The organism is Marilutibacter penaei, from assembly GCF_014145395.1.
GTDB lineage: Bacteria > Pseudomonadota > Gammaproteobacteria > Xanthomonadales > Xanthomonadaceae > Marilutibacter > Marilutibacter penaei.
Window position 1 is genome coordinate 303,505 of record NZ_JACHTE010000002.1, and the last position, 21,748, is coordinate 325,252.

A 21,748-nucleotide genomic window follows, 5' to 3' on the forward strand; every position below is an offset into this window, starting at 1 on the left:
GCGGGCTTTGCGGGAAGCAGCCACGGGTTCACGCCGGTTGGGACAGGCAGGGCATTCTCGCCCCTGGCGGGGCAAGGGCGGGTGACGGGCCGTCGGGGTCAGATGTCGCGGGCGAGCTTTTCGGCGAGGCCGGTGTAGCTGCCCGGGGTCATGTCGATCAACGGCTGCTTGGCCTCGAGCGGCAGGTCCAGGCCTTCGATGAAGGCGCGCATCGATTCGGCATTGATGCCCTGCTGGCCACGCGTCAGGGCCTTGAGCTGCTCGTAAGGGTTCGGCAGGCCGTGGCGTCGCATGACCGTCTGCACGGCCTCCGCGAGCACTTCCCAGGCCGCGTCCAGGTCCTCGGCCAGCCGCGCCGGGTTGACGCTGAGCTTGCCGAGTCCGCGCATCAGCGCGTCATAGCCGATCAGCGCATGCCCGAAGGCGGTGCCGAGCGCCCGCAGGGTGGTCGAGTCGGTCAGGTCGCGCTGCCAGCGGCTGATCGGCAGCTTCCCCGAGAAGTGCTCGAACAGGGCGTTGGCGATGCCGAAGTTGCCTTCGGCGTTCTCGAAATCGATGGGATTGACCTTGTGCGGCATCGTCGAGCTGCCGACTTCGCCGGCCTTGACCGCCTGCTTGAAGTAGCCCAGCGAGATGTAGCCCCAGATGTCGCGGGCGAGATCGATGCAGATCGTGTCGATGCGGCGCTGGGCATCGCAGACCTCGGCGATGCCGTCGTGCGGTTCGATCTGGGTCGTGTAGGGCTGCCAGTTCAGACCCAGCGAGTGCACGAAGCGCTCGGAAAAGGCCGGCCAGTCGACTTCGGGGTAGGCGGCGACGTGAGCGTTGTAGTTGCCGACCGCACCGTTGATCTTGCCGGGCATGCGCGCGCCGGCCAGGGTCTCGCCCTGTCGCTGCAGGCGCGCGACCACGTTGGCCAGTTCCTTGCCGACGGTGGTCGGCGACGCGGTCTGGCCGTGCGTGCGCGACAGCATCGGCAGCGCGGCGTGTTCGTGCGACATGGTGCGCAGCGCCTGGATCAGCGCGTCGAGCCGGGGCAGCAGCACGTTCTGGCGCGCGTCGTTGAGCATCAGCGCATAACTGAGGTTGTTGATGTCCTCGCTGGTGCAGGCGAAGTGCACGAACTCCAGCGCAGGGCCCAACTCGGCGTCGTCCTTGAGCTGTTCCTTGATGAAGTACTCGACCGCCTTGACGTCGTGGTTGGTGGTGCGCTCGATCTCCTTCACCCGCGCCGCCTGCTCGACCGTGAAGCCGTCGGCCAGCGCGCGAAGGCGCGCCGCGGCATCGGCGGAGAACGGGGCCAGTTCGACGATGCCCGGCTCGTCGGCCAGGGCCAGCAGCCACTCGACCTCGACCTTGATGCGCGCCTTGACCAGGCCGTACTCGGAGAAGATCGGCCGCAAGGCATCGACCTTGCCGGCATAGCGGCCATCGAGCGGGGACAGGGCGGTCAACTGGGTCTGGACGGACATGGGATGGGTGCGTCGCATCTGGATCGTGGGCGCGCATTCTAACGCCGATGGACGCGTGGCGTTGGCGTGGCGGCCTGTGGCGGACTCACGGCCCGGCGACCGGCGCCCCCGTATGCTCGGTCTTTTCGAACGGGACCGGACCATGGCCAACCCCCACACCCGCATCGAGCACGACAGCATGGGCGAACTCGAGGTGCCGAGCGAGGCCCTTTGGGGCGCGCAGACCCAGCGTGCCGTACAGAACTTCCAACTGTCGCGGCGGCCGATGCCCCGCGGCTTCATCCGTGCCCTCGGGCTGGTCAAGGCCGCCGCGGCCGAGGCCAATGGCGGGCTCGGCCTGCTGGGGGCGGCCACCGCCACGGCGATCCGAAAGGCCGCGCTGGACGTCGCCGAAGGGCGTCATGACGCCCACTTCCCGGTGGACGTGTTCCAGACCGGCTCGGGCACCTCGAGCAACATGAACGCCAACGAAGTGATCGCGCGCCTGGCGGCCGGCAAGCGCCTGAAGGTGCATCCCAACGATCACGTCAACCTGGGCCAGAGCTCGAACGACGTGGTGCCGACCGCGATCCGCGTCTCGGCCTGCCTGGCGGTCGAAGAAGACCTGTTGCCGGCACTGTTGGGCCTGCGGCGCGTGATCGAGCGCCGCGCGCGTTCGCTGGGCAAGGTCGCCAAGACCGGCCGGACCCATCTCATGGATGCCATGCCGTTGACCTTCGCGCAGGAGTTCGGCGCCTGGGCGGCGCAGCTGGCGTCGGCGGAAGCGCGACTGAAGGACAGCCTCAAGCGGCTGCGACGCCTGCCGCTCGGCGGGACCGCGGTGGGTACCGGCATCAATGCCGACCCGCGTTTCGCGCCGCGTGCCATCCGGATCCTGTCGAAGCTGTCCGGCCTGCGCTTCGAACCCGCCAGCGACCGCTTCGAGGGCATCGCCTCGCAGGACGATGCGGTCGAACTGTCGGGCCAGCTCAATGCGTTGGCCGTGGCGCTGATGAAGATCGCCAACGACCTGCGCTGGATGAACTCAGGCCCGCTTGCCGGCCTCGGCGAAGTCGAACTGCCCGCGTTGCAGCCCGGCAGCTCGATCATGCCCGGCAAGGTCAATCCGGTGATCCCGGAAGCCGTGGCGATGGCCTGTGCGCAGGTGATGGGGCAGCACGTGACGATCACCGTGGCCGGGCAGAGCGGCAATTTCCAGCTCAATGTGATGTTGCCGGTGATCGCCGACAACCTGCTGCAGGGCATCGATCTGATGGCGAACGCGATGCGCGCACTCGGTGCGGATTGCATCGAGGGCCTCGCGATCCGGCGTGGACGGGTCGGCGAGGCGCTGTCGCGCAACCCGATCCTGGTCACCGCGCTGAATCCGATCATCGGCTACGAGAAAGCCGCGGCGATCGCCAAGCAGGCCTATCGCGAAGGGCGCCCCGTACTCGAGGTCGCACGCGAAATGACAAGCCTTTCATCCCGCGAACTCAAGGATCTGCTCGACCCCCTGGCGCTGACCCGGGGCGGTATCCAGGGCGGTGGCAAATAGTCGCGGAACGGCCTGCCGTGCGACAATGGCCGCCAAGGAAGTGTGGCCGAGCGGTTGAAGGCACCGGTCTTGAAAACCGGCAACGGGTCATTCCGTTCGTGGGTTCGAATCCCACCGCTTCCGCCACCTTCCCGGGGCGTTGTCCTTGCTGACCGACGATTCCACGCTCAAGGTCGCGCTGATCGGCTACGGCTTTGCCGGCCGCACGTTCCACGCGCCGTTGCTGGCGGCGGTCCCGGCGGTCGCACTGGCGGTCGTGGGTTCGAGCGATCCGTCGCGGGTGCGTGCAGACCTTCCCCATGCGCGGGTCGTAACCGATCCGATCGCGGCGGCGACGGATCCCGACGTGGACCTCGTCGTCATCGCGGCGCCCAACCAGGCGCACGTGCCCTTGGCGCGGGCCGCGTTGCGAGCGGGCAAGCACGTGGTGATCGACAAGCCGATGGCGCCGACCCTGGCCGAGGCTCGCGAACTTGTCGCCGAGGCCGAACGGCATGGCCTGCTGCTCTCTGTCTTCCAGAACCGTCGCTGGGACAGCGACTTCCTCGCCGTCCGCGAGGCGATCGGATCGGGCGTGATTGGCGAGGCCACGCACGTCGAGTCGCGCATCGAGCGGTTCCGGCCCGAGGTGCGGGCGCGCTGGCGGGAGCAGGCGGGGCCCGCCACCGGCCTGTGGTGGGACCTCGGCCCGCATCTGGTGGATCAGGCGCTCGAGCTGTTGGGGCGGCCTGACCATGTCGTCGCGAGCCTCGCCGTCCAGCGCGAAGGCGGGGAGGCAACGGACTGGGCCCACGTCGTCCTCGAGTGCGGGGAGCGACGGGCGGTGCTGCAGGCGAGCATGCTCGCGGCGACGCCGGGCGCGCGTTTCGTCGTCCACGGGACGCGGGGGAGCCTGGTCAAGCAGGCCGCTGATCGCCAGGAGGCCCAGCTCGTGGAAGGCCTGCGGCCGGGAGAACCCGGCTGGGGGGAGGACCGAGACCCCCTGTGGATCCATGAGGGCGGCACGGCGCGATCGATGCCTGTCGCGTCCGGTGACCAGTCGCGCTATTACGCTGCCGTGGCCGCGGCAATCCTCGGTGCAGGCGGGAATCCGGTCCCGCCACGACAGGCCTTGGACGTCATGGCGGTGCTGGAGGCGGCGCAGCGCTCGGCGGACGAAGGTCGGCGGGTAGCCCCGGACTACGGCGACTGAGTCGATGCGTGGGGCAGCGACCCGGGCCGACGCGACGGGTCAGGGTGCGGTCGCGGCGGCGTCCAGCATGGCTTTCACGTGGCCGTCGGGACTCATGTCCGAGTGGACCGCCAGGATGCGTCCGTCGCCTGAAACCAGATACGAGGTGCGACTGGACCATTCGGGCTTCAGCGCCAGCAGGGCGTCGTACGACCTCGCGATCGAGGCATCGGTGTCGGCCGCAACCGCGAAACGGCCGCTGCAGGTCTCGGTGTTGCTCGAGAACTCCGCCAACTGATCGAGATTGCCGGCCGTGACGCCGATGACCGTGGTGTCGTGCGTCTTGAATGCATCGATTGCCTCGGAAAAGAGGTGGGCTTCGATGTTGCAGCCGGGCGTGTTCGCGGCGGGGAAGAAATAGACCACGACCGGTCCATCGGCCCGGGCCTTCGCCAGGTCGAAGTCGAACGGTTCTCCGGCGAGATAGGCCGGTGCGGTGAAATCGGGCGCGGCGTCCCCGGGCTTCAGTTCCGCGGCGGCCGGGCCCGCCAGGCCGAGCAGGAATGCGAGGGCGATGGCGATGTGGGAAGTCCGGGACATGGCGTGGCTTCGGTCGGGGTTGGAACATGATCATAGCGCCGGCACGCGCTCGCCACCCGCCCGCAGCGTGGCGACCGCCGGAACTGAACGGGGCCGGCGGAGGGACCGGGACCAAAGGCACGGGTTGGGGTCGGCCGGGACGCCTAGACTTCCCGCGTTAACCGGACCCGGAGTATTCAATGAAGTATTCGTCGCTCAGTCTCGGCCTCGCGGTCGCCCTTGCCCTCGTCCTGCCCGCATGTGGCGGTGATGCTCCGCCTGCCAGCACGGCGGCGGCACCCGATGCGACGGCCCAGGCGCCGGCGAAGGCGCAGCTGGGCGAGTTCGGCATCGACCTCAGCGCCCGAGACGCGTCGGTCAAGCCGGGCGACGACTTCAACCGTTACGTGAGCGGCCACTGGCTCGATACCTACGAACTCAAGGACTACGAGACCAACTACGGGTCGTTCAACCAGTTGCGCGACCGCGCCGAGGAGCAGGTGCACGCGTTGCTGGAAGAGATCGTCGCCCGCGACGACCTGGCGCCGGGCAGCAACGAGCAGAAGATGCGTGACCTCTACCATGCGTTCATGGACCGTGAAACGCGCGACGCGGCCGGTATCGCGCCGCTGCAGCCGGTGCTGGACCGCATCGCCGCGATCGACTCCAGGGAAGCGCTGGTCGCCGCATTCGCCAATGCGGACATCGATGGCTCGGGCTCGCCGGTATCGCTGGGTCTGGGCCTCGACCGCAAGGACCCGGACCAGTACCTGCTGGGGCTGTCGGTAGGTGGGCTCGGACTTCCGGACAAAGACTATTACCTCAACGACGATGCGCGCTTCGTCGCAATCCGCGAGGCCTACGTCGCGCACATCCAGCAGATGCTCGGCTTCGCCGGCGTGGATGACGGCAAGGCCCGTGCCGAAGCGGTGCTGGCGCTGGAGACGGCGCTGGCGAAGCCGCAGTGGGACCGCGCCGCGCGCCGCGATCGCGAGAAGACCTACAACGTCGTGACTTTCGACGAATTGAAGGCGCAGTACCCGGCCTACGACTGGACGGCGCACCTGCGCGGCCAGGAGATGCCGCTTCCCGAGCGCGTCAACGTCGTGACGCCGGATGCGGTGCAGCCAGTCCTCGACGTGATCGACGCGACGCCGCTGCCCGTGTGGCGCGACTACCTGGCGTTCCACGCGGTCGACGGCAACGCGGGCCTGCTCAGCCGAGAAATCGACGACGCGTCGTTCGAGTTCAACGGCAAGGTGCTCGGTGGGCAGAAAGCCCAGCGCGAAGACTGGAAGCGGGCCGTGGCGATGGTCAGCGCCAAGGACGGACTGGGCGATGCGCTGGGCGAGCTGTATGTCGCGCGCTACTTCAAGCCCGAGGCGAAGCAGGCGATGGACGCGCTGGTCGAGAACCTGCGCGCCGCGCTCCGGCAGAACATCGAAGGGCTGGATTGGATGGGCGAAGCCACCAAGGCGGAGGCCTACAGCAAACTCGAGAGCTTCCACCCCAAGATCGGCTATCCCGACAAGTGGACCGATTACGGCGCGGTCGACATCGTGCCGGGTGACCTGGTCGCGAACGCGCTCGAGTTGCGCCGCTTCAACCGTGCGGACCAGAACCGCCGCGTCGGCCAGAAAACCGATCGCGACGAGTGGTTCATGACGCCGCAGACGGTCAATGCGTACTACAACTCGACCTTCAACGAGATCGTGTTCCCGGCCGCGATCCTGCAGCCGCCGTTCTTCGACGTGAACGCCGACGCGGCAGTGAATTACGGCGGTATCGGTGCCGTGATCGGCCACGAGATGGGCCATGGTTTCGACGACCAGGGCAGCAAGTCGGACCACGCCGGCATCCAGCGCAACTGGTGGACGGACGAGGACCGTGCCCGGTTCGAAGAGCGCACGAAGGCACTGGGCGCGCAGTACGACGCCTACTGCCCGCTGGACGGGCAGTGCGTGAACGGTGCGTTGACCATGGGCGAGAACATCGGCGACCTGGGCGGCCTGTCCATGGCCTACACCGCGTACAAGCTGAGCCTGGATGGCGAGCCCGCGCCGGTGATCGACGGCCTGAGCGGCGACCAGCGTTTCTTCATGTCATGGGCGCAGATCTGGAAGGGCAAGTACCGCGACGAAGCGCTGCTGACCCTGATCAAGACCAACCCGCATTCGCCGGTGATGTACCGCGCGAACGGCCCGGTCAGGAACTTCGACCCGTGGTACGAGGCCTTCGACGTCCAGCCCGGCGATGCCCTGTACCTGGCGCCCGAGGACCGCGTCCGCATCTGGTGATCCAACCCGGAGTTGCGTCGCATGAGGCCGGTCCCGCGTCGCGGGGCCGGCCCTTTCCATCATGGCATCACGGGCGGTCGCGGTCCGGCGAGGGGGCGACGCGACGCAGGGATGCGAGGGGCACGCGCGTCACCTCCACGTCTTCCTTGTTGGTCGCGTAGCCGATCCAGAGCGCGCCGTTCCAAACGACGCTCTTGGGATAGTGGTAGCCCGGCCGCTTGTAGCGCCCTTCATGACGCAGGGGTTGCAGGTCCTCGCCACCCCGGAGCAGGAACGCGCGATCGAAATGGCGCCCGTCATCGGACAGGGTGACCGCGAGCGGAATCCTCGGCTTGCCGGCGTTCGGGGCATTGACCAGGTAGGCCGTGCCGTCGGGCAGGTTGCCGGCACTCTGCTTGGAGCGGGCGTCCGGCATGCCGGTCAGCCCGGGTCGCGTCCAGGTCAGGCCCCGGTCGCAGCTCTCCGATGCAAGCTGCCGATGACTGGACGCCTGGTCACGGAAGACCATCACCGCGCAACCGTCACGCAGGAACAGGCTGGGTTCCAGTTCGCGGCTCTGCGGGCCTTCGTGGGGCAGGTTCGGCATCAGGCCGCGCGTCCAGCCCCTGATGCCGAGCGGGTCGTCGGTGAAGTGGGGCGCGACGCGCAGGCCCGGCTGCAGATGGAAGGCGGTGACAAGGCGGCCCTCGCCGATGGCGTGCGGATCCTGCTCGATGACGCCGCGGACCGGTTCGCCGTTCGCGTCGCGGACCGGTTGCGGGCTGGACCAGGCCTCGCCGTCCCGGCTGGTGACGTAGTCGGTGAAGCCGCCATCGCCGGACTGGAAGCCGGTCGGCCAGACGTTGACGAACGCCACGAGCGTGTCGCCGTCGGTCCACCATCCACCACTGGAGTGCATGCGGGCACCTTCCCCGGACCCGACCAGCTCGCGGGGTGGCGACCAGTCATCGCCATCCGCGCTGCGGCTGTAGAGCACCCGCGTGTCGGGCGCATCTTCGTCGCGCGCCGAACTTTGCCACTGTGCATACAGATGGTCGCGGTATGCGATCAGCACGACCCCATTGTTGAAACGGTCGAAGGCCTCCGGTGCGAACACGGTCGCGGTTCGCGTTCCTGCAGGAGGGCGGAGGCCGAGGTCATCCGGTCTCTCCGCGTCGAACAGGCCGGGGGCAATGGTGTACGGCGCGCTCACCTCATCCTGTCCGCTGGCGAAGCCCATCGCGAGCAGGAGACCGGCGGAGGCGGCTGCGGCCCGAAGGGTATTGCGCATGCGACGGGCCACAATGCTGCCAGGCGACGCTCGCTCGGGTTCCTCCGGTGGCCGTGCGTGTCGGTCCATCGTTCCAGTACAGGTGACGGTGATACCGGTGTCAAGCCGTGGACCTTAAGGAATCGAAGCGCGAACGCCGCGCGGGAAGGTCCCGCGCGGCGTGTGCAAACCCCCGGTGGCGGGGCTCAGCAACCGATCGCGTTGCAGAGGGGCACGATGTTGTAGCTGCTGAAACGCGGGCCCACGTAGCTGTCCCCGAAGTCGCCGATGTGCGGACCGCTCACCACCGCATTGACGTGGTTGCCGCCATGCGAGTTGTGGGTGAAGTTGCGCAGCCACGGCCCACCGCTGCTGCCGTAGGTCATGTCGCAACCCTGCACCAGGACGTCGGTGCCCTCGTTGCCGGACTGGTAGGTGGTGCCGGCACAGACGGTGGTGTACTGGGTGCTGAAGTTGCTCGCGTAGCCGATCGAGTAGGTGTACTGCTCATACCCATGGTTCCACGAGCGACCGAGCCAGCCCACGTAGTCGGTCACCGGTTTGCCGGTCGACTGCTCGCCTGCGAGGCGGATGACCGCGACGTCGGACTTGCGGCTTCCGACGTTGATCCAGTCGCTGAGCACCGTGGCCTGGCGCCAGCCGAACTTGCCGTACGGTGCCACTCCATAACGGTCCGCGGGCACGAACACGAAGTTCGAGTTGAAGCCCTGGCCGCGCGTGTAGACGCAATGCGCGGCCGTGATCAGGATCGAGTTCCCGCTGGCTACGCTCGCGGAGCAGTAGGATCCGCCACCATCGGGCTTGGTGAAGTAAAGCTTCCCGATCTTGTTCCACGGCGCGATCTTCCAGCGGGACGTGTAGTAGTTGCCCGGGAAGCGCGCGTAGCCGTAGTGGGCGCCATCGAAGGTGCCCATGCGGTCGTCGTCCTGCATGCGGACGTCGTCCTTTTCGCCCGGATCGACGGCGTCCATGCGATCGATGGCGTCCCAGGCCTGCGGGAAGTCGGCGCGCGCCATGTACTCGGCGAAAGGCGGAGCGTCGCCGCCCGTGGCATTCCCCGCCGGCAGGCGCAGGCTGCGCTGCAGTTCGACGGCATCGCGTGGATCCAGTCGCGGCGTGGTCGCGGTCCATTTCAGTGCCGGCACCTTCGCGCGCTGCTCGGCGGTGGCGAACGGGTGCAGGCGCTGGCCGGTCGCGGCGAGCGTCTGTTGCGCCCCGCGCGGGGCGTCGAGCTGGACGACATCGCCACCGGGGATGCGTAGCAGCGTCTCCGCGGCACTCGCCGGCAGTAGGGTTGCGCTCAAGAGCAGGCCGCCTGCCAATGAAGCGATCAGGCGGGTCGGGTGGGAGTTGTGGGTACGTGCTTCCATGATCGGAGCTCCATGAAGATGGATGCAGGGTGCATCCATGTGGGGGATGCCTGGTGACGGAACGTCGCCGCTCATGACGCACGCGCGTCCGCTCGCCGATGATTCATGGCGACGCGGACGAGGGGGAGGGGAGATTGCGGTCGGCATGATTGCGACATCCATTTCCTTGCCAGGTGGACGATCGACCCGTGTGTGACTGCCCTGTCACGTCGGGGTCGTCCAAGGGAACGCAGGCCTTTGCGAAGCGCGGCCATGTGTGCGCCTCCAGTCTTTCGTGCATGCGGTTCGGCGTGCCGGACGGGAGGTCCGCACACGCCTGTTCATCGCACGCCGCCATCACGTGAACGGGGTGCGTTACTCTCGTCTGGTTGCCGCCTGCGGTATCCGTCCCAACAGGAGCCTTGAGATGACACGCACCACGATGCTCGCCGCCCTGTGCGTCGCACTTGTCGCCTGCCAGCCCAGCACGCCGGATGCGGAAGTTGCCAGCGATTCCAACATGGTCAACGAAGCGCCGGCCGCACTGCCCGACCCGGTCGCCGCTGAAACGGCCAACACCGGGAGCGAGAGTGCAGGGGGCGAGGACGGGTTCAGCCGAACCCTGGAGTTGCAGGGCATCCGGTTCGATGTCCAGGCAAGGGACGGCACCTTGACCGTGACGCCGTCCGGCCTCGAAGCCACCAACGAACCGATGGTCAGCCAGATTGCGGGAGCAGTTCGAGACGCGGAAGTCGCGGATATCGATGGCAACGGATCGCCCGAGGTCTACGTGTTCATCGAGCCCATGGACGCGGGCGGCAGCGCCGGGCTGGTGGCGTATGCCTCCAACAATCGCAAGAGCCTGAGCGCGATCTACCTGCCGCCGCTGGAGAGCGACCCGGCGCTGAGCGAGGGGTATGCAGGGGGCAGCGAACTCGCGGTGGTGGAGAACCGGGTGGCCTTGCGCTATCCGATCGTGGGCCCGCAAGGCGAGGCGACCGGCAAGACACGGCAGGTCAGCTATCGGCTGGCCCCGGGCGAAGCAGGCTGGGTGCTGGAAAAAGCCGACGTCAACGAGTTCTGACCTACGGCTACGACGACAACCGCGGCAGCAGCAGTGGACACGACAGCAGCCACCATGACGCGAAGGTCGCGGCGGGCGTCCTGATCGGGGCCGCCATCCTCGGGGCCATGGCGCACAACGCCAACAAGGACGAGCAGCGATACACGGACGACAACTACCAGGGGGCGCGCCATTCGTCCTACGTGCCAGGCTGGATGGTCGGGACGTTCCAGGGCTACAACCCGGTGCATCACGCGACGATCCGCATGACCATCAACAGCGATGGCCAGATGACGGCCACGGTGGACGGGCATACGCTGCGTGGCTGGATCAACAACGGCGAGCTGCATGTGGGCGACGAGATCTTCACCATCGCCGAGTCGCGCGACGGCTTCATCACATCGCAGGTCGGCGACCGCCAGAACCAGGTGGCCTACCACCGCGTTCGCTGAGCCACGGTCGCTCGCCGCTTTCGTGAATGCCGGCTGCATGCGGAAGCGCTGAACAGGTCGGCTTCACGCCGCCGAGACCCGGCGCTTCGGATGCTGGAGCCATGCCCTTCTGGAGAGGACGGTCATGGCGAGTCCCGGTCTTGTGAGCGGCGAGAATTACGACCACAAGTTGGCCGCGTTGTTCGCCAGTGCCAGCGATGCGGCGAGTGCCGCCCGCTGGGTGAAAGAGTCCATCGGCCTGTCAAACGGACAGGTCCGCTTGCTGTCGCCGGGCGATCCGGCACCGGGGCGCGTACTCGAACCCGAGGTCGCCGGCATCGAGCGGACGCTGGTACGTTCCCACCTCGTGATGGGTGCCTGTGGCGGCGTTGCCGGTCTCGCGGCGTTCGCGGTGCTCTATCTGGTTGGCGTGCCACTCGTGACCGCATCGCCGATCCTGGCGGTGGTGGCGTTGCTGTTCTTCGGGACGCTCGCGGGGCTGCTGATCGGAGGCCTGATCAGCCTGAGGCCCGACCACGATCCCTACGTGCATCGCGTGCTCTCGGGCTTGCGCGCCGGTCGCGCGGCGGTGGTCGTGCACGCACGGAGCGACGACGAACTCGAGCAGGCGAAGACACTGCTCGCGGCCCGCGGCGGCGAGACGGTTTCGAGCTTCTAGGCGGTGGCTCGCATTCCGGCTCCATCGTATCGGCCTTGGCAGGAGCGCCGAGGGGCCGGTATCCCGACGGGATTGCGTTGGTCAAGATGGATGCATCGAGCGCGTGTCGCGGTTCGGATGCCAGTCCGCGTCGACTTCCGCCCACCCGCGCATGGCAGCGCCCGCATCCCGATAGGGAGATCCCGATGCCCCAACGCCCCGCCGTGACGAACCCGGGACGTTTCAGCCCGCTCGACCGCGCGATGGACGAGATGGAACATGCGCTTACCCGCTTGTCTCCATGGGACGGGCGCAGCCGGGACGGGGCCAGCCAGGCCTGGCTGGGGACGACCTCCGCGCGCTTCTGCCGGCAGGTCCTCGACGCGCTGGACTGGTACCCCGACGTCCTGCCCGACAACCTGGATCCGGTCGACGTGCGCCGGATCATGGAAGACGAACTCGAGACGATCGAGCGGCTGTGCCGCCGTCGTGACCGCCTGCGTCGCCTTTCCGCCCACGCCGATGCCGCGGTCCAGTCGACCGGTGGGAATCTGATGGAGACGGTGATGGAGGTCTACTCGCTGCTGGCCCGCTCCGGGCGCGCACGGGGAATCACGGCGGTTCCCGGCCCCGACGATCCCCTCGCCTAGGCCCGCGTGTCCCTGTGTTTTCGTCCGGTAGGCCACGCGTGCGGCCCGGCCCGGATGCCCGGGCCGAGCGGGCTTCAGCCGCGTGACGGGGTGCCGGCGTGCTTGAGCACGGTACCCCGCGCCCGGGTGATCGCCAGGACCGCGAAATAGAACGCACCGAAGGCCACGACGGTATGCGGCTTGCTGACCCAAAGGCCGCTGCCGGGCAGTTCGGCCTGGGCCACGATCGAGGCCTCCAGGCCCAGGCGGGGCACCGGCAGCAGCACCGTGGCGAATGTTCCGGCGAGGTAGGCCATGACCCCGATGGCCCATTCGGATTGCATGCGCTGGCGCTGCCGCATGTCCGGAGCGGGCTGGAAGACCAGCCAGAGCTTGCCGAGGAGCAGCCAGCCGAAGGCCAGCAGTGGCCACCAGGCGCGGAACTGCCAGGCCCATGCGGCGATGAACACCAGATAGAGAAGCCCAAAGCCCAGGAGGGCATGCCAACCCTTCCTGCGCGTTCCGTCGCCGTTGGACAGGACCATGCTGCCGAGCATCGCGCTTGCGTGCAGCAGGACGAATTCTACCAGCATCATCAGCAGCGCCGTCCGGAGCGCCGTGGGTCCCCAGAGCGTGGGCGCCACCCACAGGCTCAGGAAGAACGCGGCGGTGATCGCGTCGGGCAGGGCCGAGATCCAGCGTGCGAAGCGTTGGGCGGGCATGGGGCCCGAGTATGCCGGACCCGGCCGGCTCCGTTGGCAAGTCCCGGGGCGCGCCGTATCGTGGGACGCCTTGCCCGGTCGCCCGGGCTTCAATCCCGGGGAATAGTGCATGAGCACCGACGCGAAGGGCCCGATGGCCTTCCTGTTCAAGACCAGCCTGGTGCTGCAGATCGTGGTGGGCCTGGTGGCCGGTATCGTGCTGGCGGCCCTGTGGCCGGCCGGGGCTGCCTCGGCGGGCTTGTTGGGCACGGTATTCGTCTCCGCCCTGAAGGCGGTCGCCCCGATCCTGGTGCTGGTGCTGGTCGCGGTGGCGATCGCCAATCACAAGCGTGGGGAGTCCACGCACATCCGGCCGATCCTGCTGCTCTATCTGGCGGGGACCCTGCTGGCGGCGCTGGTGGCGGTATGCGCGAGCATGGTGTTCCCGTCCACGCTGGCCCTGGTCACCGCACCGGACGTCGCGACCTCGCCACCGGAGGGTATCGTCGAAGTCCTGCAGACCCTCCTGCTCAAGATCGTCGACAACCCGGTCAATGCGCTGTTGCAGGGCAACTTCATCGGGATCCTCGCCTGGGCCGTGGGCCTTGGCATCGCGCTTCGGCATGCAGGGCAGGGGACGCGCCAGGTGCTGGGAGATCTTGCCGCCGCGGTGACCTTCATCGTGCGCGTGGTGATCCGCTTTGCACCGCTGGGCATCTTCGGCCTGGTGGCATCGACCCTGGCCGAATCCGGATTCGGGGCCCTGCTCGATTACCTGCGCCTGCTGGGGGTGCTGGTCGGCAGCATGCTGTTCGTCGCGCTGGTCGCCAACCCGTTGATGGTCTTCGCGATGACCCGTCGAAACCCCTATCCGCTGGTGCTCACCTGCCTGCGCGAAAGCGGTATCACGGCATTCTTCACCCGCAGTTCGGCCGCGAACATCCCCGTCAACCTGGACCTGTGCCGGCGCCTCGGGCTGCCGGAGGACACCTACTCGGTGTCGATCCCGCTCGGGGCGACGATCAACATGGCCGGTGCCGCCATCACCATCACCGTGTTGACGCTTGCCGCGGTACACACGCTGGGCATCCAGGCGGACCTGCCCACCGCGTTGCTGCTGAGCGTGGTGGCCGCACTGGCGGCCTGCGGTGCGTCCGGCGTTGCCGGCGGATCGCTGCTGCTGGTGCCACTGGCCTGCGGCATGTTCGGGATATCAAACGATATCGCCATGCAGGTGGTGGCGATCGGCTTCATCATCGGCGTGGTCCAGGATTCGGCCGAGACCGCGCTGAACTCATCCACCGACGTGCTGTTCACCGCCGCGGCGGTGCGTGCCGCGGACCGTGCCTGAGCGGTTCCGCGGCCGGTCGCAGCGCGTGCGGTCAGAAGCCCGCGATCTGCTGGGACGGGATGTCGACGCGCACCACCGGGTCGAGGTTGACCACGGCGTAGCGGCTGAGGTTTCGCGCCTCCGGCCCCTGCCAGGTGCAGCTGTAGGGATCTGGATTGACCGCCATGAAGCACACGGGGACGACGACGGTGCTCGCGACCGGCTGGCCGTCGACCTGCTCGGGGGTGAACTGCCAGGCCAGTGCAGCATCGCGGGCGGCCTGGGCCATGGAGCGGGTCGCCTGTTGGCGATCGCCATGGAAGCCCACGTCATGCACGCGGCCGTCCGCGCCGACCGCGATTTCGAGCACGACCACGCCGCCTTCGCCGCGACGCAGCTCGCTGGTCGGGTAGACCGGTTGCGTCAGGTGCGTCATCGCCGGGCCGGTGCTCGCCGAGATGATGCGGGGCGTGGAGGTCGCGCTGGATTCCCCGGCGGTGGCGACCCGCAGGTAGGTGCGCGTCGCTTGGGTGGCGCCATCGCGGGGCTCGAAACGCCAGTTGGCAATGTGCGCCTGCAGGGCGGCACGGGTCGCGTCCGGAATGGCGTCGACCGGGTCGATCGAGGTGACACGACCCTGCGCATCAAGGTCGACCTGGAAGGTATGCACGGCTTCGCGATCGCCCTGGGCGAACGCAGCGGGCACGGCGGCGGCCAGCAACAGCGGGATGAGGGGCTTGAGGGTCATGGTTCGCTCCTTGCGGCTTCGGGCCGGCGACGATTCTGGATGGCCCCATGAGACCCCGTGGCGTCCGCGAGTGGGTTACAGCAATATGTCAAAGATACCAAAGTTTGACGAAGGGTATATTTAAGCCGATGAACGGTATCAAGTGCGCTTCACCATCGCGGCGTGTCGGTCCGTCATGGGGCGGTGCATCATGGCCACCTTGCCCGCCCGCGGAGTCGTCCCCGTGATCGAGTTGTCCGACGCACAGCGCGAACGCCTGCAGGCTGCCTACGCCGAGCCGCCGCGCGCGTACCACGCCTGGTCGCATGTCGGCGAAGTGGCGCGCCACTACGAGGCGGTGGCCGAAGGGCCGGGCTGGGGGCAGCCGCGGGAGGTGGCGCTCGCGGTGCTCTATCACGACGCCGTGTACGACCCGGCCCGACGCGACAACGAAGCGCGGTCCGCCGACTTCGCGTTGCAGGAGATCGCCCGCTGGATGCCGGACGGCGGGATCGATGCTTCGCGTGTGGGCCAGTTGATCCTGTGGACCGCCCGCCACGGCCAGTTCGCGCCGGACGATTTCAACGACGATCCATGTCCGGACGACGTGCGGCATTTCCTCGACTGCGACATGGCGATCCTGGGTGCCTCGCCAGACGCCTTCGACGCCTACGACCGGGCCATCGCCCGGGAATATCGGGGGCATGTGCCCGGCTGGCTGTTCCGGATCAATCGACGGCGGTTCCTGAAGGGATTGCTGGCCCGGGACCGGATTTTCCTGAGCGAGTTCTTCCATGAGCGTTTCAACGCGGCCGCGCGTGCGAACCTGCGTCGCGCGGTGACCCGCAAACAGTAGCCGCACGGACGGCTCGAATGCCTAGAATCGGCGAACGCGAAGACCGGGAGACGCGCGACACATGCGGCGAGATGGAGTGACACGGGACGTCGCAGCGCAGGCGACGCCCTCAAAGCGGCGGGTGCTGTTCGCCAGCCTGATCGGCACGACGATCGAGTTCTTCGACTTCTATATCTACGCGACGGCCGCGGTGCTGGTCTTTCCCTCGCTGTTCTTCCCGGCGGACGATCCGGCCTCGTCCACCCTGCAGTCCCTGGCGACGTTTGCGCTGGCATTCTTCGCGCGCCCGATCGGCTCGGCGGTGTTCGGACACTTCGGCGACCGCGTGGGGCGCAAGGCCACCCTGGTGGCGGCGCTGTTGACGATGGGCCTGTCGACCGTGGCCATCGGCCTGCTGCCGACCCACGCGCAATGGGGCGTTGCCGCCCCGGCCTTGCTTGCGTTGTGCCGCTTCGGGCAGGGCCTGGGCCTGGGGGGCGAATGGGGCGGGGCCGTGCTGTTGGCCACCGAGAACGCGCCGCCCGGCAAGCGGGCGTGGTACGGCATGTTCCCCCAGTTGGGTGCGCCGTTCGGCTTCCTTCTTGCGACCGGCTCGTTCCTGCTGCTCACGGGACTGCTGGACGAAGCGGACTTCATGGCCTGGGGCTGGCGCCTGCCATTCGTGGGCAGCGCGGTGCTGGTCTTCCTGGGCCTTTGGATCCGGCTCAGCCTGACGGAGACGCCGGCATTCCAGCGGGTGCTGGACCGCCAGGCGCGGGTCGCCATGCCGATGGCCGAGGTGCTGCGCCGGCACCCGCGGGCCCTGCTGCTGGGCACGGTGTCCGCACTCGCCACCTTCGTCCTGTTCTACCTGATGACGGTATTCGCATTGAGCTGGGGCACGTCGCGCCTGGGTTACGCGCGCGAAACCTTCCTGTGGCTGCAGATGGCCGGCGTGCTGCTGTTCGCCGCGACGATCCCGTTGTCGGCGCTGTATGCGGACCGCGTCGGCCGGCGACGGATGATGGTGGCCGCCACCGTCGCGATCATGGCGTTCGGACTGCTGTTCCAGCCCCTGTTCGCGGCAGGACACGCGGGTTCGACGGCGATCTTCCTCGCCCTGGGGCTGGGCATCATGGGGCTCACGTACGGTCCCCTCGGCACCATCCTCGCTGAGCTGTTTCCCGCCGAAGTCCGCTACAGCGGCGCTTCGCTGGCGTTCAACCTGTCCGGCATCTTCGGTGCCTCGCTGGCGCCTTACATCGCCACCTGGCTGGCCGAACGCCACGGACTGGGCGCGGTGGGGCTGTACCTGAGCGCGGCGGCATTGCTGACCCTGGCAGCGTTGTGGAAGGTGCCGGGGCAACCGGACGATTCGTGACGTCCGCGTGACAGGTCGGGGTGCGACGGCCCCCGGCGGGGCGCGCAGCGGGCGTGCCGGGAAACACGGATGTCATACCGCGGACATAGCCTGCCGGGATGCAGATCCTGATGCTTTCCGACGTCTACTTCCCCCGCGTGAACGGGGTGTCGACCTCCATCCGGACGTTCGCGCGCGCGCTGTTGCAGATGGGCCACCGCGTGACCCTCGTGGTGCCCGAGTACGGGGCCGGGGGCGGGGAACTGGAGGGGATGGAGCTCATCCGCCTGCCGGCCCGCACGATCTTCTTCGATCCGGAAGACCGGCTCGTCCGGGGTGGCGCGATGCGCGATGCGCTCGAACGATTGTCGGCGCGCCGCTGGGACGTGATCCACATCCATACGCCGTTCCAGGCCCATCGGTTGGGCATCCGCCTGTCGGATGCCATGCGGGTCCCGACGGTGGAGACGTACCACACCTACTTCGAAGAATACGTCGCCCACTACCTGCCCTGGTTGCCCGGTGGCGCGCTGCGGCTGTTCGCGCGCCGGGTATCGCGGGCGCTTTGCCATGGGGTCGACCAGCTGATCGTCCCCAGCGAGCAGATGACCCAAGTCCTGCGGCGCTACGGGATCCAGACGCCGTCGGAAGTGATACCGACCGGGATCGACCTGGAAGAGTTCAAGGGGGGCGATGGCGTGGCCTTCCGTACCCGGCATGGCATCCCCCCGGACGCTCCGGTACTGGTCACGGTCAGCCGCCTGGCGGTCGAGAAGAACATCGCGTTCCTGCTGCGCGTCGCCGCGCGGCTGCGGGGACGGCATCCGGGACTGCGTTTCATCATCGCCGGGGAAGGCCCCGACGCGCCTCGCCTCAAACGCCTGGCAACCGAACTCGGGCTGGACGAGGTCGTGCGCTTCCACGGCAACCTCGACCGCGCGACCGCCCTGCTGGACGCGTATCGCGCCGGCGATGCGTTCGTGTTCGCCTCGCCGACCGAAACGCAGGGCCTGGTCCTGACCGAAGCGATGGCGCTGGGCGTCCCGGTGGTGTCCACGGCGGTGATGGGCACCGCGAAGGTCCTGGAAGGCACCCGCGCGGCACTGGTGGCGCCCGAGGACGAGGCGGGGTTCGCCGACGCGGTCGACCAGGTCCTGTCAGACCGCGCCCTGCGCGACCGCCTGTCCGAGGCAGGTCCGGACGAGGCGCGGCGCTGGAGTACCGACACGCTGATGGGCCGCGTCGTGTCGCTCTACCAACGGCTGCTCGACGAAGCCTGAGCGGCCCTGGGAGAGGGACCCACGCATCGCCCGGAAGCGTGGGTCCGGGGTGGTGGGTCAGTGGGTCAGCTTGCCCAGTGCGTGGTCCAGCACGCGCTGCAGTTTGCGGGCGGCGCCCGAGACGGCGGAGGCCACGGTGTCGGCGTCCTCCGACGCGGTCATCGGCTGCAGGCCCTCGAGGCGGGCCTCCATCGTGCAGTGCTTGTCGTTGCCCCCCGTCTTGCCCGCATTCTTGTCGCGGAGGTGCACTTCGACGCGGGTAACCTGGTCGCCGAAACGTTCGAGGGCGCCGGCCACCGCCGATTCGACATGCCGCGTCAGGGAATCATCGTGCTGGACGTGGCTGTCGGTGTTGATCTGAACCTTCATTGGGCCTCCTTTGTTCTTGTCGTCGAGGACCGCTGGACGGCCTGTCCGCGACCCCGGCACCAGATTGCCGATGCACAGGTTCAGACCGCGCGAAGGCAGGGCGGTTCCCGGTGGCGTTCAGGGGTGGGACCGGCGCAGGCCCCTAGAATGTCCGGATGTTCGCCAATATCGCCGCCTACCATTTCGTCTCGATCGAGGCCCCGCGCGTGCTCGCGGACCGGCTGCGCGAACGGGCCGAAGCGGGTGGCCTGCTGGGGACGGTGCTGGTGGCGGGCGAGGGGCTCAACCTGTTCCTGGCCGGCGCGCCGGCGGCGATCGATGGCTTTGTCGGCGCGCTGCGCGAAGACGCGCGATTCACTGAGATCATCGTCAAGACCAGTTACAGCGCCGCGCAGCCGTTCGGACGGCTGAAAGTGAAGCTCAAGCGCGAGATCATCGCCTTCCGCCGCGAGGACGCCTCGCCGCTGGCGGGTCGCGCGCCGGCCGTGGCGCCGTCCGAGCTGGCCCGTTGGCTGGACCAGGGGCATGACGATGCCGGCCGTCGCCTGGTGATGCTGGATACCCGCAATCGGGAGGAGATCGAGCAGGGCACCTTTGCCGGGGCGATGACCCTGCCGATCGACAATTTCACCGATCTGCCCGATGCCCTGGCCCCGCATCGCGAGGGCCTGGCGGATGCGACGGTGGTGAGTTTCTGCACGGGCGGCATCCGCTGCGAGAAAGCCGCGCTGTGGATGCAGGCCACCGGCATGGACAACGTCCTGCAGCTCGAGGGCGGCATCCTCGGGTACTTCGAGCAGGTCGGGGGCCGGCATTACGATGGCCGCTGCTTTGTCTTCGATGATCGCGTGGCGCTGGACGCCGACCTTCGGCCGCTCGTGGACCCGTCGCCCGCCGCGGCGTGAACGCTCAGCGTTCGCGCACGTCCAGCAGCTCGACCTCGAAGACCAGCGAACCGTTCGGTGGAATGACGCCGCCGGCGCCCTTGCGCCCGTAGGCCAGCGACGCCGGGATGCGGAGTTCGCGCGTGCCGCCGACGCGCATGCCGGCGACACCTTCGTCCCAGCCACGGATCACGCGGCCGGCGCCGAGCAGGAAAGTGAAGGGCTCGCCCCGGTCCACCGAACTGTCGAACTTTTCGCCGCGAAGGTCGGGCTGGCGTTCGTCGTAGTTCCAGCCGGTGTAGTGGACGGTGACGTCCATGCCGGAGCGGGCGAGCGCGCCCGTGCCTTCCACCCGGTCGATGCGTTCGAGCGCGGCCACCGAGCCGCCCGGTGGCGGTCCCGGGTCCTGGCAGGCGGTCAGGGCCAGGAGGCACGGCAGGATCAGCAGATGGATGCGCATCGGGCGGCTCACAGGCGGCGCCCGATTATCGCATCGCGCCGGGCGCATGCCGGGCCAGCCAGTCGCAGGCGCCCTGTCCGGCGAGGCGTCCACTGGCGAAGCAGGCCTGCAACAGGTAGCCGCCGGTGGGGGCCTCCCAGTCCAGCATTTCGCCCGCACAAAACACGCCCGGCATGTCGCGCAACATTAGTTGGGCGTCCAGCGCCTCCAGGCGCACGCCGCCAGCCGAACTGATCGCCTCCGCGACCGGACGGGGCGCACGCAGCCGGAGCGGCAGGTGCTTGATGGTGGCCGTCACCCGCTCCGGATCGTCCAGACCTTCGGGGCCGAGCACCTCGAGGACCAGCGCAGCCTTCGCCGCCGACAGGCCCGCGTGCCGGCGCAGGTGCTCGACACGGCTGCGCTTGCCGCGCGGGGTCGTCAGATCGGCGGCGAGCCTGCCGACATCACGGCCGGGGGCCAGATCCAGGGCCAGCAGCGCCTCGCCGTCCCGCGCGATCGCGTCGCGCAGCGCTGCCGAGCATGCGTACACCAGGCTGCCCTCGATACCGGTGGCGGTCAGCACGCATTCGCCCTGCAGGGCATGCGAAGTACCGTCCGCGTCACGCCAGTGGGCGATCACCGGTTTCAGCGGCGCGCCGGCATGGCGGGCCATGTGCGGGCTCCAGTCGATGTCGAAGCCGCAGTTCGCGGGTGCCAGCGCGTGGATGTCGATGCCGTGCCGGGCCAGCGGCTCGACCCACGTGCCATCCGAACCCAGCTCCGGCCAGCTCGCGCCGCCCAGGGCGAGCACGGTGGCGGGCGCGCCCACGCGCCGCGTGCCCGAGGGTGTCGATAAACAGAGGGCGCCATCGGCATCCCAACCGGTCCATCGGTGCTGCACGTGGAAGCGCACGCCTTGCTCCCTCAGCCGGCGGACCCAGCCGCGCAGCAGCGGCGCGGCCTTGCGGTCGCTCGGGAATACACGGCCGGAGCTGCCGACGTAGGTATCGACGCCCAGTCCGCGCGCCCAGTCGCGTAGCGCATCGCCGTCGAAGCCGTCCAGCCAGCGGCCCACGTCGCCCGCACGTTCGCGGTAGCGCGTATCGAACCTGGGGCGCGACTCGCCGTGGGTCAGGTTCAGGCCGCCCTTGCCGGCGATCAGGAACTTGCGGCCCACCGAACCCTTGCCCTCGAACAGATCGACCTCGATCCCCGCGGCGCGCGCGGTCTCCGCCGCCATCAGGCCGGCCGGGCCGCCGCCGACCACGGCCAGGCCGGGCAGGGATTCGAGCGTGGGGGCCGGTGTCGCGGGCATCGGGCGTGTGCAGGGGACGGTCGCACAGTATGACCTGCGAGGCCGGGTG

General features: G+C 68.6%; 21 protein-coding genes and 1 tRNA gene. 13 read left to right on the plus strand and 9 right to left on the minus strand.

The window, feature by feature from the left end; genetic code table 11:
• Positions 1 to 98: 98 nt before the first annotated feature.
• Entirely contained in the window at positions 99 to 1,472 is a 1,374-nt protein-coding gene (gene purB / locus H4F99_RS03670) for an adenylosuccinate lyase (protein WP_182668364.1), read from the minus strand.
• Positions 1,473 to 1,614: 142 nt separating this feature from the next.
• Between purB and H4F99_RS03675 the strand changes: the two genes are divergently transcribed.
• The 3 genes from H4F99_RS03675 (at position 1,615) to H4F99_RS03685 (ending at position 4,201) form a co-directional block, all read left to right on the plus strand.
• Complete coding sequence (locus H4F99_RS03675) at positions 1,615 to 3,009, plus strand: class II fumarate hydratase (RefSeq protein WP_182668365.1); 1,395 nt, start codon at positions 1,615 to 1,617, stop codon at positions 3,007 to 3,009.
• Between the two features lie 36 nt (positions 3,010 to 3,045).
• A tRNA-Ser gene (locus H4F99_RS03680) sits at positions 3,046 to 3,135 on the plus strand.
• Positions 3,136 to 3,154: 19 nt separating this feature from the next.
• On the plus strand, positions 3,155 to 4,201 hold the full coding sequence (locus H4F99_RS03685) for an oxidoreductase (protein WP_246371220.1): 1,047 nt from the start codon (positions 3,155 to 3,157) through the stop codon (positions 4,199 to 4,201).
• A 39-nt stretch (positions 4,202 to 4,240) separates the two neighbouring features.
• Here the strand turns inward: H4F99_RS03685 and H4F99_RS03690 are convergent, their stop codons facing one another.
• Positions 4,241 to 4,780 (minus strand): peroxiredoxin, encoded by a 540-nt coding sequence (locus H4F99_RS03690; protein WP_182668366.1) that lies wholly within the window; start codon positions 4,778 to 4,780, stop codon positions 4,241 to 4,243.
• Positions 4,781 to 4,959: 179 nt separating this feature from the next.
• Between H4F99_RS03690 and H4F99_RS03695 the strand changes: the two genes are divergently transcribed.
• Complete coding sequence (locus H4F99_RS03695) at positions 4,960 to 7,056, plus strand: M13 family metallopeptidase (protein ID WP_182668367.1); 2,097 nt, start codon at positions 4,960 to 4,962, stop codon at positions 7,054 to 7,056.
• 67 nt (positions 7,057 to 7,123) lie between these two features.
• Here the strand turns inward: H4F99_RS03695 and H4F99_RS03700 are convergent, their stop codons facing one another.
• The gene (locus tag H4F99_RS03700; RefSeq protein ID WP_246371221.1) at positions 7,124 to 8,326 is read right to left on the minus strand and encodes a sialidase family protein; all 1,203 of its coding nucleotides are present in this window, start codon (positions 8,324 to 8,326) and stop codon (positions 7,124 to 7,126) included.
• Between the two features lie 185 nt (positions 8,327 to 8,511).
• Positions 8,512 to 9,696 (minus strand): trypsin-like serine peptidase, encoded by a 1,185-nt coding sequence (locus H4F99_RS03705; protein WP_182668368.1) that lies wholly within the window; start codon positions 9,694 to 9,696, stop codon positions 8,512 to 8,514.
• Positions 9,697 to 10,102: 406 nt separating this feature from the next.
• On the opposite strand from H4F99_RS03705, the gene H4F99_RS03710 reads away from it, so the two are divergent.
• From H4F99_RS03710 to H4F99_RS03725, 4 genes are all read left to right on the plus strand, one after another.
• Positions 10,103 to 10,759 (plus strand): hypothetical protein, encoded by a 657-nt coding sequence (locus H4F99_RS03710; protein ID WP_182668369.1) that lies wholly within the window; start codon positions 10,103 to 10,105, stop codon positions 10,757 to 10,759.
• Positions 10,760 to 10,866: 107 nt separating this feature from the next.
• Positions 10,867 to 11,190: a hypothetical protein gene (locus H4F99_RS03715; protein WP_182668370.1), complete on the plus strand. Its 324-nt coding sequence runs from the start codon at positions 10,867 to 10,869 to the stop codon at positions 11,188 to 11,190.
• 124 nt (positions 11,191 to 11,314) lie between these two features.
• Positions 11,315 to 11,848, plus strand: coding sequence for a riboflavin biosynthesis protein RibA (locus H4F99_RS03720; RefSeq protein WP_182668371.1), 534 nt, complete (start codon positions 11,315 to 11,317; stop codon positions 11,846 to 11,848).
• A gap of 185 nt (positions 11,849 to 12,033) precedes the next feature.
• Positions 12,034 to 12,477 (plus strand): hypothetical protein, encoded by a 444-nt coding sequence (locus H4F99_RS03725; RefSeq protein WP_182668372.1) that lies wholly within the window; start codon positions 12,034 to 12,036, stop codon positions 12,475 to 12,477.
• A 74-nt stretch (positions 12,478 to 12,551) separates the two neighbouring features.
• On the opposite strand, the gene H4F99_RS03730 is transcribed toward H4F99_RS03725, so the two are convergent.
• On the minus strand, positions 12,552 to 13,178 hold the full coding sequence (locus H4F99_RS03730) for a hypothetical protein (RefSeq protein ID WP_182668373.1): 627 nt from the start codon (positions 13,176 to 13,178) through the stop codon (positions 12,552 to 12,554).
• Positions 13,179 to 13,287: 109 nt separating this feature from the next.
• Here H4F99_RS03730 and sstT point away from each other — a divergent pair, with 109 nt between their 5' ends.
• Positions 13,288 to 14,508: a serine/threonine transporter SstT gene (sstT, locus tag H4F99_RS03735; RefSeq protein WP_182668374.1), complete on the plus strand. Its 1,221-nt coding sequence runs from the start codon at positions 13,288 to 13,290 to the stop codon at positions 14,506 to 14,508.
• 31 nt (positions 14,509 to 14,539) lie between these two features.
• Here the strand turns inward: sstT and H4F99_RS03740 are convergent, their stop codons facing one another.
• Positions 14,540 to 15,235 (minus strand): TonB family protein, encoded by a 696-nt coding sequence (locus tag H4F99_RS03740; RefSeq protein WP_182668375.1) that lies wholly within the window; start codon positions 15,233 to 15,235, stop codon positions 14,540 to 14,542.
• Between the two features lie 190 nt (positions 15,236 to 15,425).
• Here H4F99_RS03740 and H4F99_RS03745 point away from each other — a divergent pair, with 190 nt between their 5' ends.
• The 3 genes from H4F99_RS03745 (at position 15,426) to H4F99_RS03755 (ending at position 18,689) form a co-directional block, all read left to right on the plus strand.
• Positions 15,426 to 16,070, plus strand: coding sequence for an HD domain-containing protein (locus H4F99_RS03745; RefSeq protein WP_246371222.1), 645 nt, complete (start codon positions 15,426 to 15,428; stop codon positions 16,068 to 16,070).
• Positions 16,071 to 16,146: 76 nt separating this feature from the next.
• Positions 16,147 to 17,430, plus strand: coding sequence for an MFS transporter (locus H4F99_RS03750; protein ID WP_343064130.1), 1,284 nt, complete (start codon positions 16,147 to 16,149; stop codon positions 17,428 to 17,430).
• A gap of 110 nt (positions 17,431 to 17,540) precedes the next feature.
• Positions 17,541 to 18,689 (plus strand): glycosyltransferase, encoded by a 1,149-nt coding sequence (locus H4F99_RS03755; protein WP_246371223.1) that lies wholly within the window; start codon positions 17,541 to 17,543, stop codon positions 18,687 to 18,689.
• Positions 18,690 to 18,746: 57 nt separating this feature from the next.
• On the opposite strand, the gene H4F99_RS03760 is transcribed toward H4F99_RS03755, so the two are convergent.
• Positions 18,747 to 19,058 carry an HPF/RaiA family ribosome-associated protein gene (locus H4F99_RS03760; RefSeq protein WP_182668379.1) on the minus strand — a complete coding sequence of 104 codons (312 nt, stop codon included), beginning with the start codon at positions 19,056 to 19,058 and terminating at the stop codon, positions 18,747 to 18,749.
• 155 nt (positions 19,059 to 19,213) lie between these two features.
• On the opposite strand from H4F99_RS03760, the gene H4F99_RS03765 reads away from it, so the two are divergent.
• Positions 19,214 to 19,963, plus strand: a complete 750-nt coding sequence (locus H4F99_RS03765; RefSeq protein WP_182668380.1) for a sulfurtransferase — start codon at positions 19,214 to 19,216, stop codon at positions 19,961 to 19,963.
• Positions 19,964 to 19,967: 4 nt separating this feature from the next.
• Here H4F99_RS03765 and H4F99_RS03770 read toward each other — a convergent pair whose 3' ends face one another.
• Both H4F99_RS03770 and H4F99_RS03775 read right to left on the minus strand, forming a co-directional pair.
• Entirely contained in the window at positions 19,968 to 20,396 is a 429-nt protein-coding gene (locus H4F99_RS03770; RefSeq protein WP_425487988.1) for an FKBP-type peptidyl-prolyl cis-trans isomerase, read from the minus strand.
• 31 nt (positions 20,397 to 20,427) lie between these two features.
• Positions 20,428 to 21,699, minus strand: coding sequence for a TIGR03862 family flavoprotein (locus H4F99_RS03775; protein WP_182668382.1), 1,272 nt, complete (start codon positions 21,697 to 21,699; stop codon positions 20,428 to 20,430).
• Positions 21,700 to 21,748: the final 49 nt, after the last annotated feature.

What these genes read in the sequence shown, in the direction of transcription:
- H4F99_RS03765 (WP_182668380.1), top strand. Translation starts at nt 19,214, where the DNA reads ATGTTCGCCAATATCGCCGCCTACCATTTCGTCTCGATCGAGGCCCCG.
- H4F99_RS03710 (WP_182668369.1), top strand. Translation starts at nt 10,103, where the DNA reads ATGACACGCACCACGATGCTCGCCGCCCTGTGCGTCGCACTTGTCGCC.
- H4F99_RS03720 (WP_182668371.1), top strand. Translation starts at nt 11,315, where the DNA reads ATGGCGAGTCCCGGTCTTGTGAGCGGCGAGAATTACGACCACAAGTTG.
- H4F99_RS03760 (WP_182668379.1), bottom strand. Translation starts at nt 19,058, where the DNA reads ATGAAGGTTCAGATCAACACCGACAGCCACGTCCAGCACGATGATTCC.
- H4F99_RS03775 (WP_182668382.1), bottom strand. Translation starts at nt 21,699, where the DNA reads ATGCCCGCGACACCGGCCCCCACGCTCGAATCCCTGCCCGGCCTGGCC.
- H4F99_RS03675 (WP_182668365.1), top strand. Translation starts at nt 1,615, where the DNA reads ATGGCCAACCCCCACACCCGCATCGAGCACGACAGCATGGGCGAACTC.
- H4F99_RS03745 (WP_246371222.1), top strand. Translation starts at nt 15,426, where the DNA reads ATGGCCACCTTGCCCGCCCGCGGAGTCGTCCCCGTGATCGAGTTGTCC.
- H4F99_RS03690 (WP_182668366.1), bottom strand. Translation starts at nt 4,780, where the DNA reads ATGTCCCGGACTTCCCACATCGCCATCGCCCTCGCATTCCTGCTCGGC.
- H4F99_RS03700 (WP_246371221.1), bottom strand. Translation starts at nt 8,326, where the DNA reads ATGCGCAATACCCTTCGGGCCGCAGCCGCCTCCGCCGGTCTCCTGCTC.
- H4F99_RS03715 (WP_182668370.1), top strand. Translation starts at nt 10,867, where the DNA reads ATGGCGCACAACGCCAACAAGGACGAGCAGCGATACACGGACGACAAC.
- H4F99_RS03705 (WP_182668368.1), bottom strand. Translation starts at nt 9,696, where the DNA reads ATGGAAGCACGTACCCACAACTCCCACCCGACCCGCCTGATCGCTTCA.
- purB (WP_182668364.1), bottom strand. Translation starts at nt 1,472, where the DNA reads ATGTCCGTCCAGACCCAGTTGACCGCCCTGTCCCCGCTCGATGGCCGC.
- H4F99_RS03755 (WP_246371223.1), top strand. Translation starts at nt 17,541, where the DNA reads ATGCTTTCCGACGTCTACTTCCCCCGCGTGAACGGGGTGTCGACCTCC.
- H4F99_RS03725 (WP_182668372.1), top strand. Translation starts at nt 12,034, where the DNA reads ATGCCCCAACGCCCCGCCGTGACGAACCCGGGACGTTTCAGCCCGCTC.
- H4F99_RS03740 (WP_182668375.1), bottom strand. Translation starts at nt 15,235, where the DNA reads ATGACCCTCAAGCCCCTCATCCCGCTGTTGCTGGCCGCCGCCGTGCCC.
- H4F99_RS03695 (WP_182668367.1), top strand. Translation starts at nt 4,960, where the DNA reads ATGAAGTATTCGTCGCTCAGTCTCGGCCTCGCGGTCGCCCTTGCCCTC.
- sstT (WP_182668374.1), top strand. Translation starts at nt 13,288, where the DNA reads ATGAGCACCGACGCGAAGGGCCCGATGGCCTTCCTGTTCAAGACCAGC.
- H4F99_RS03730 (WP_182668373.1), bottom strand. Translation starts at nt 13,178, where the DNA reads ATGCCCGCCCAACGCTTCGCACGCTGGATCTCGGCCCTGCCCGACGCG.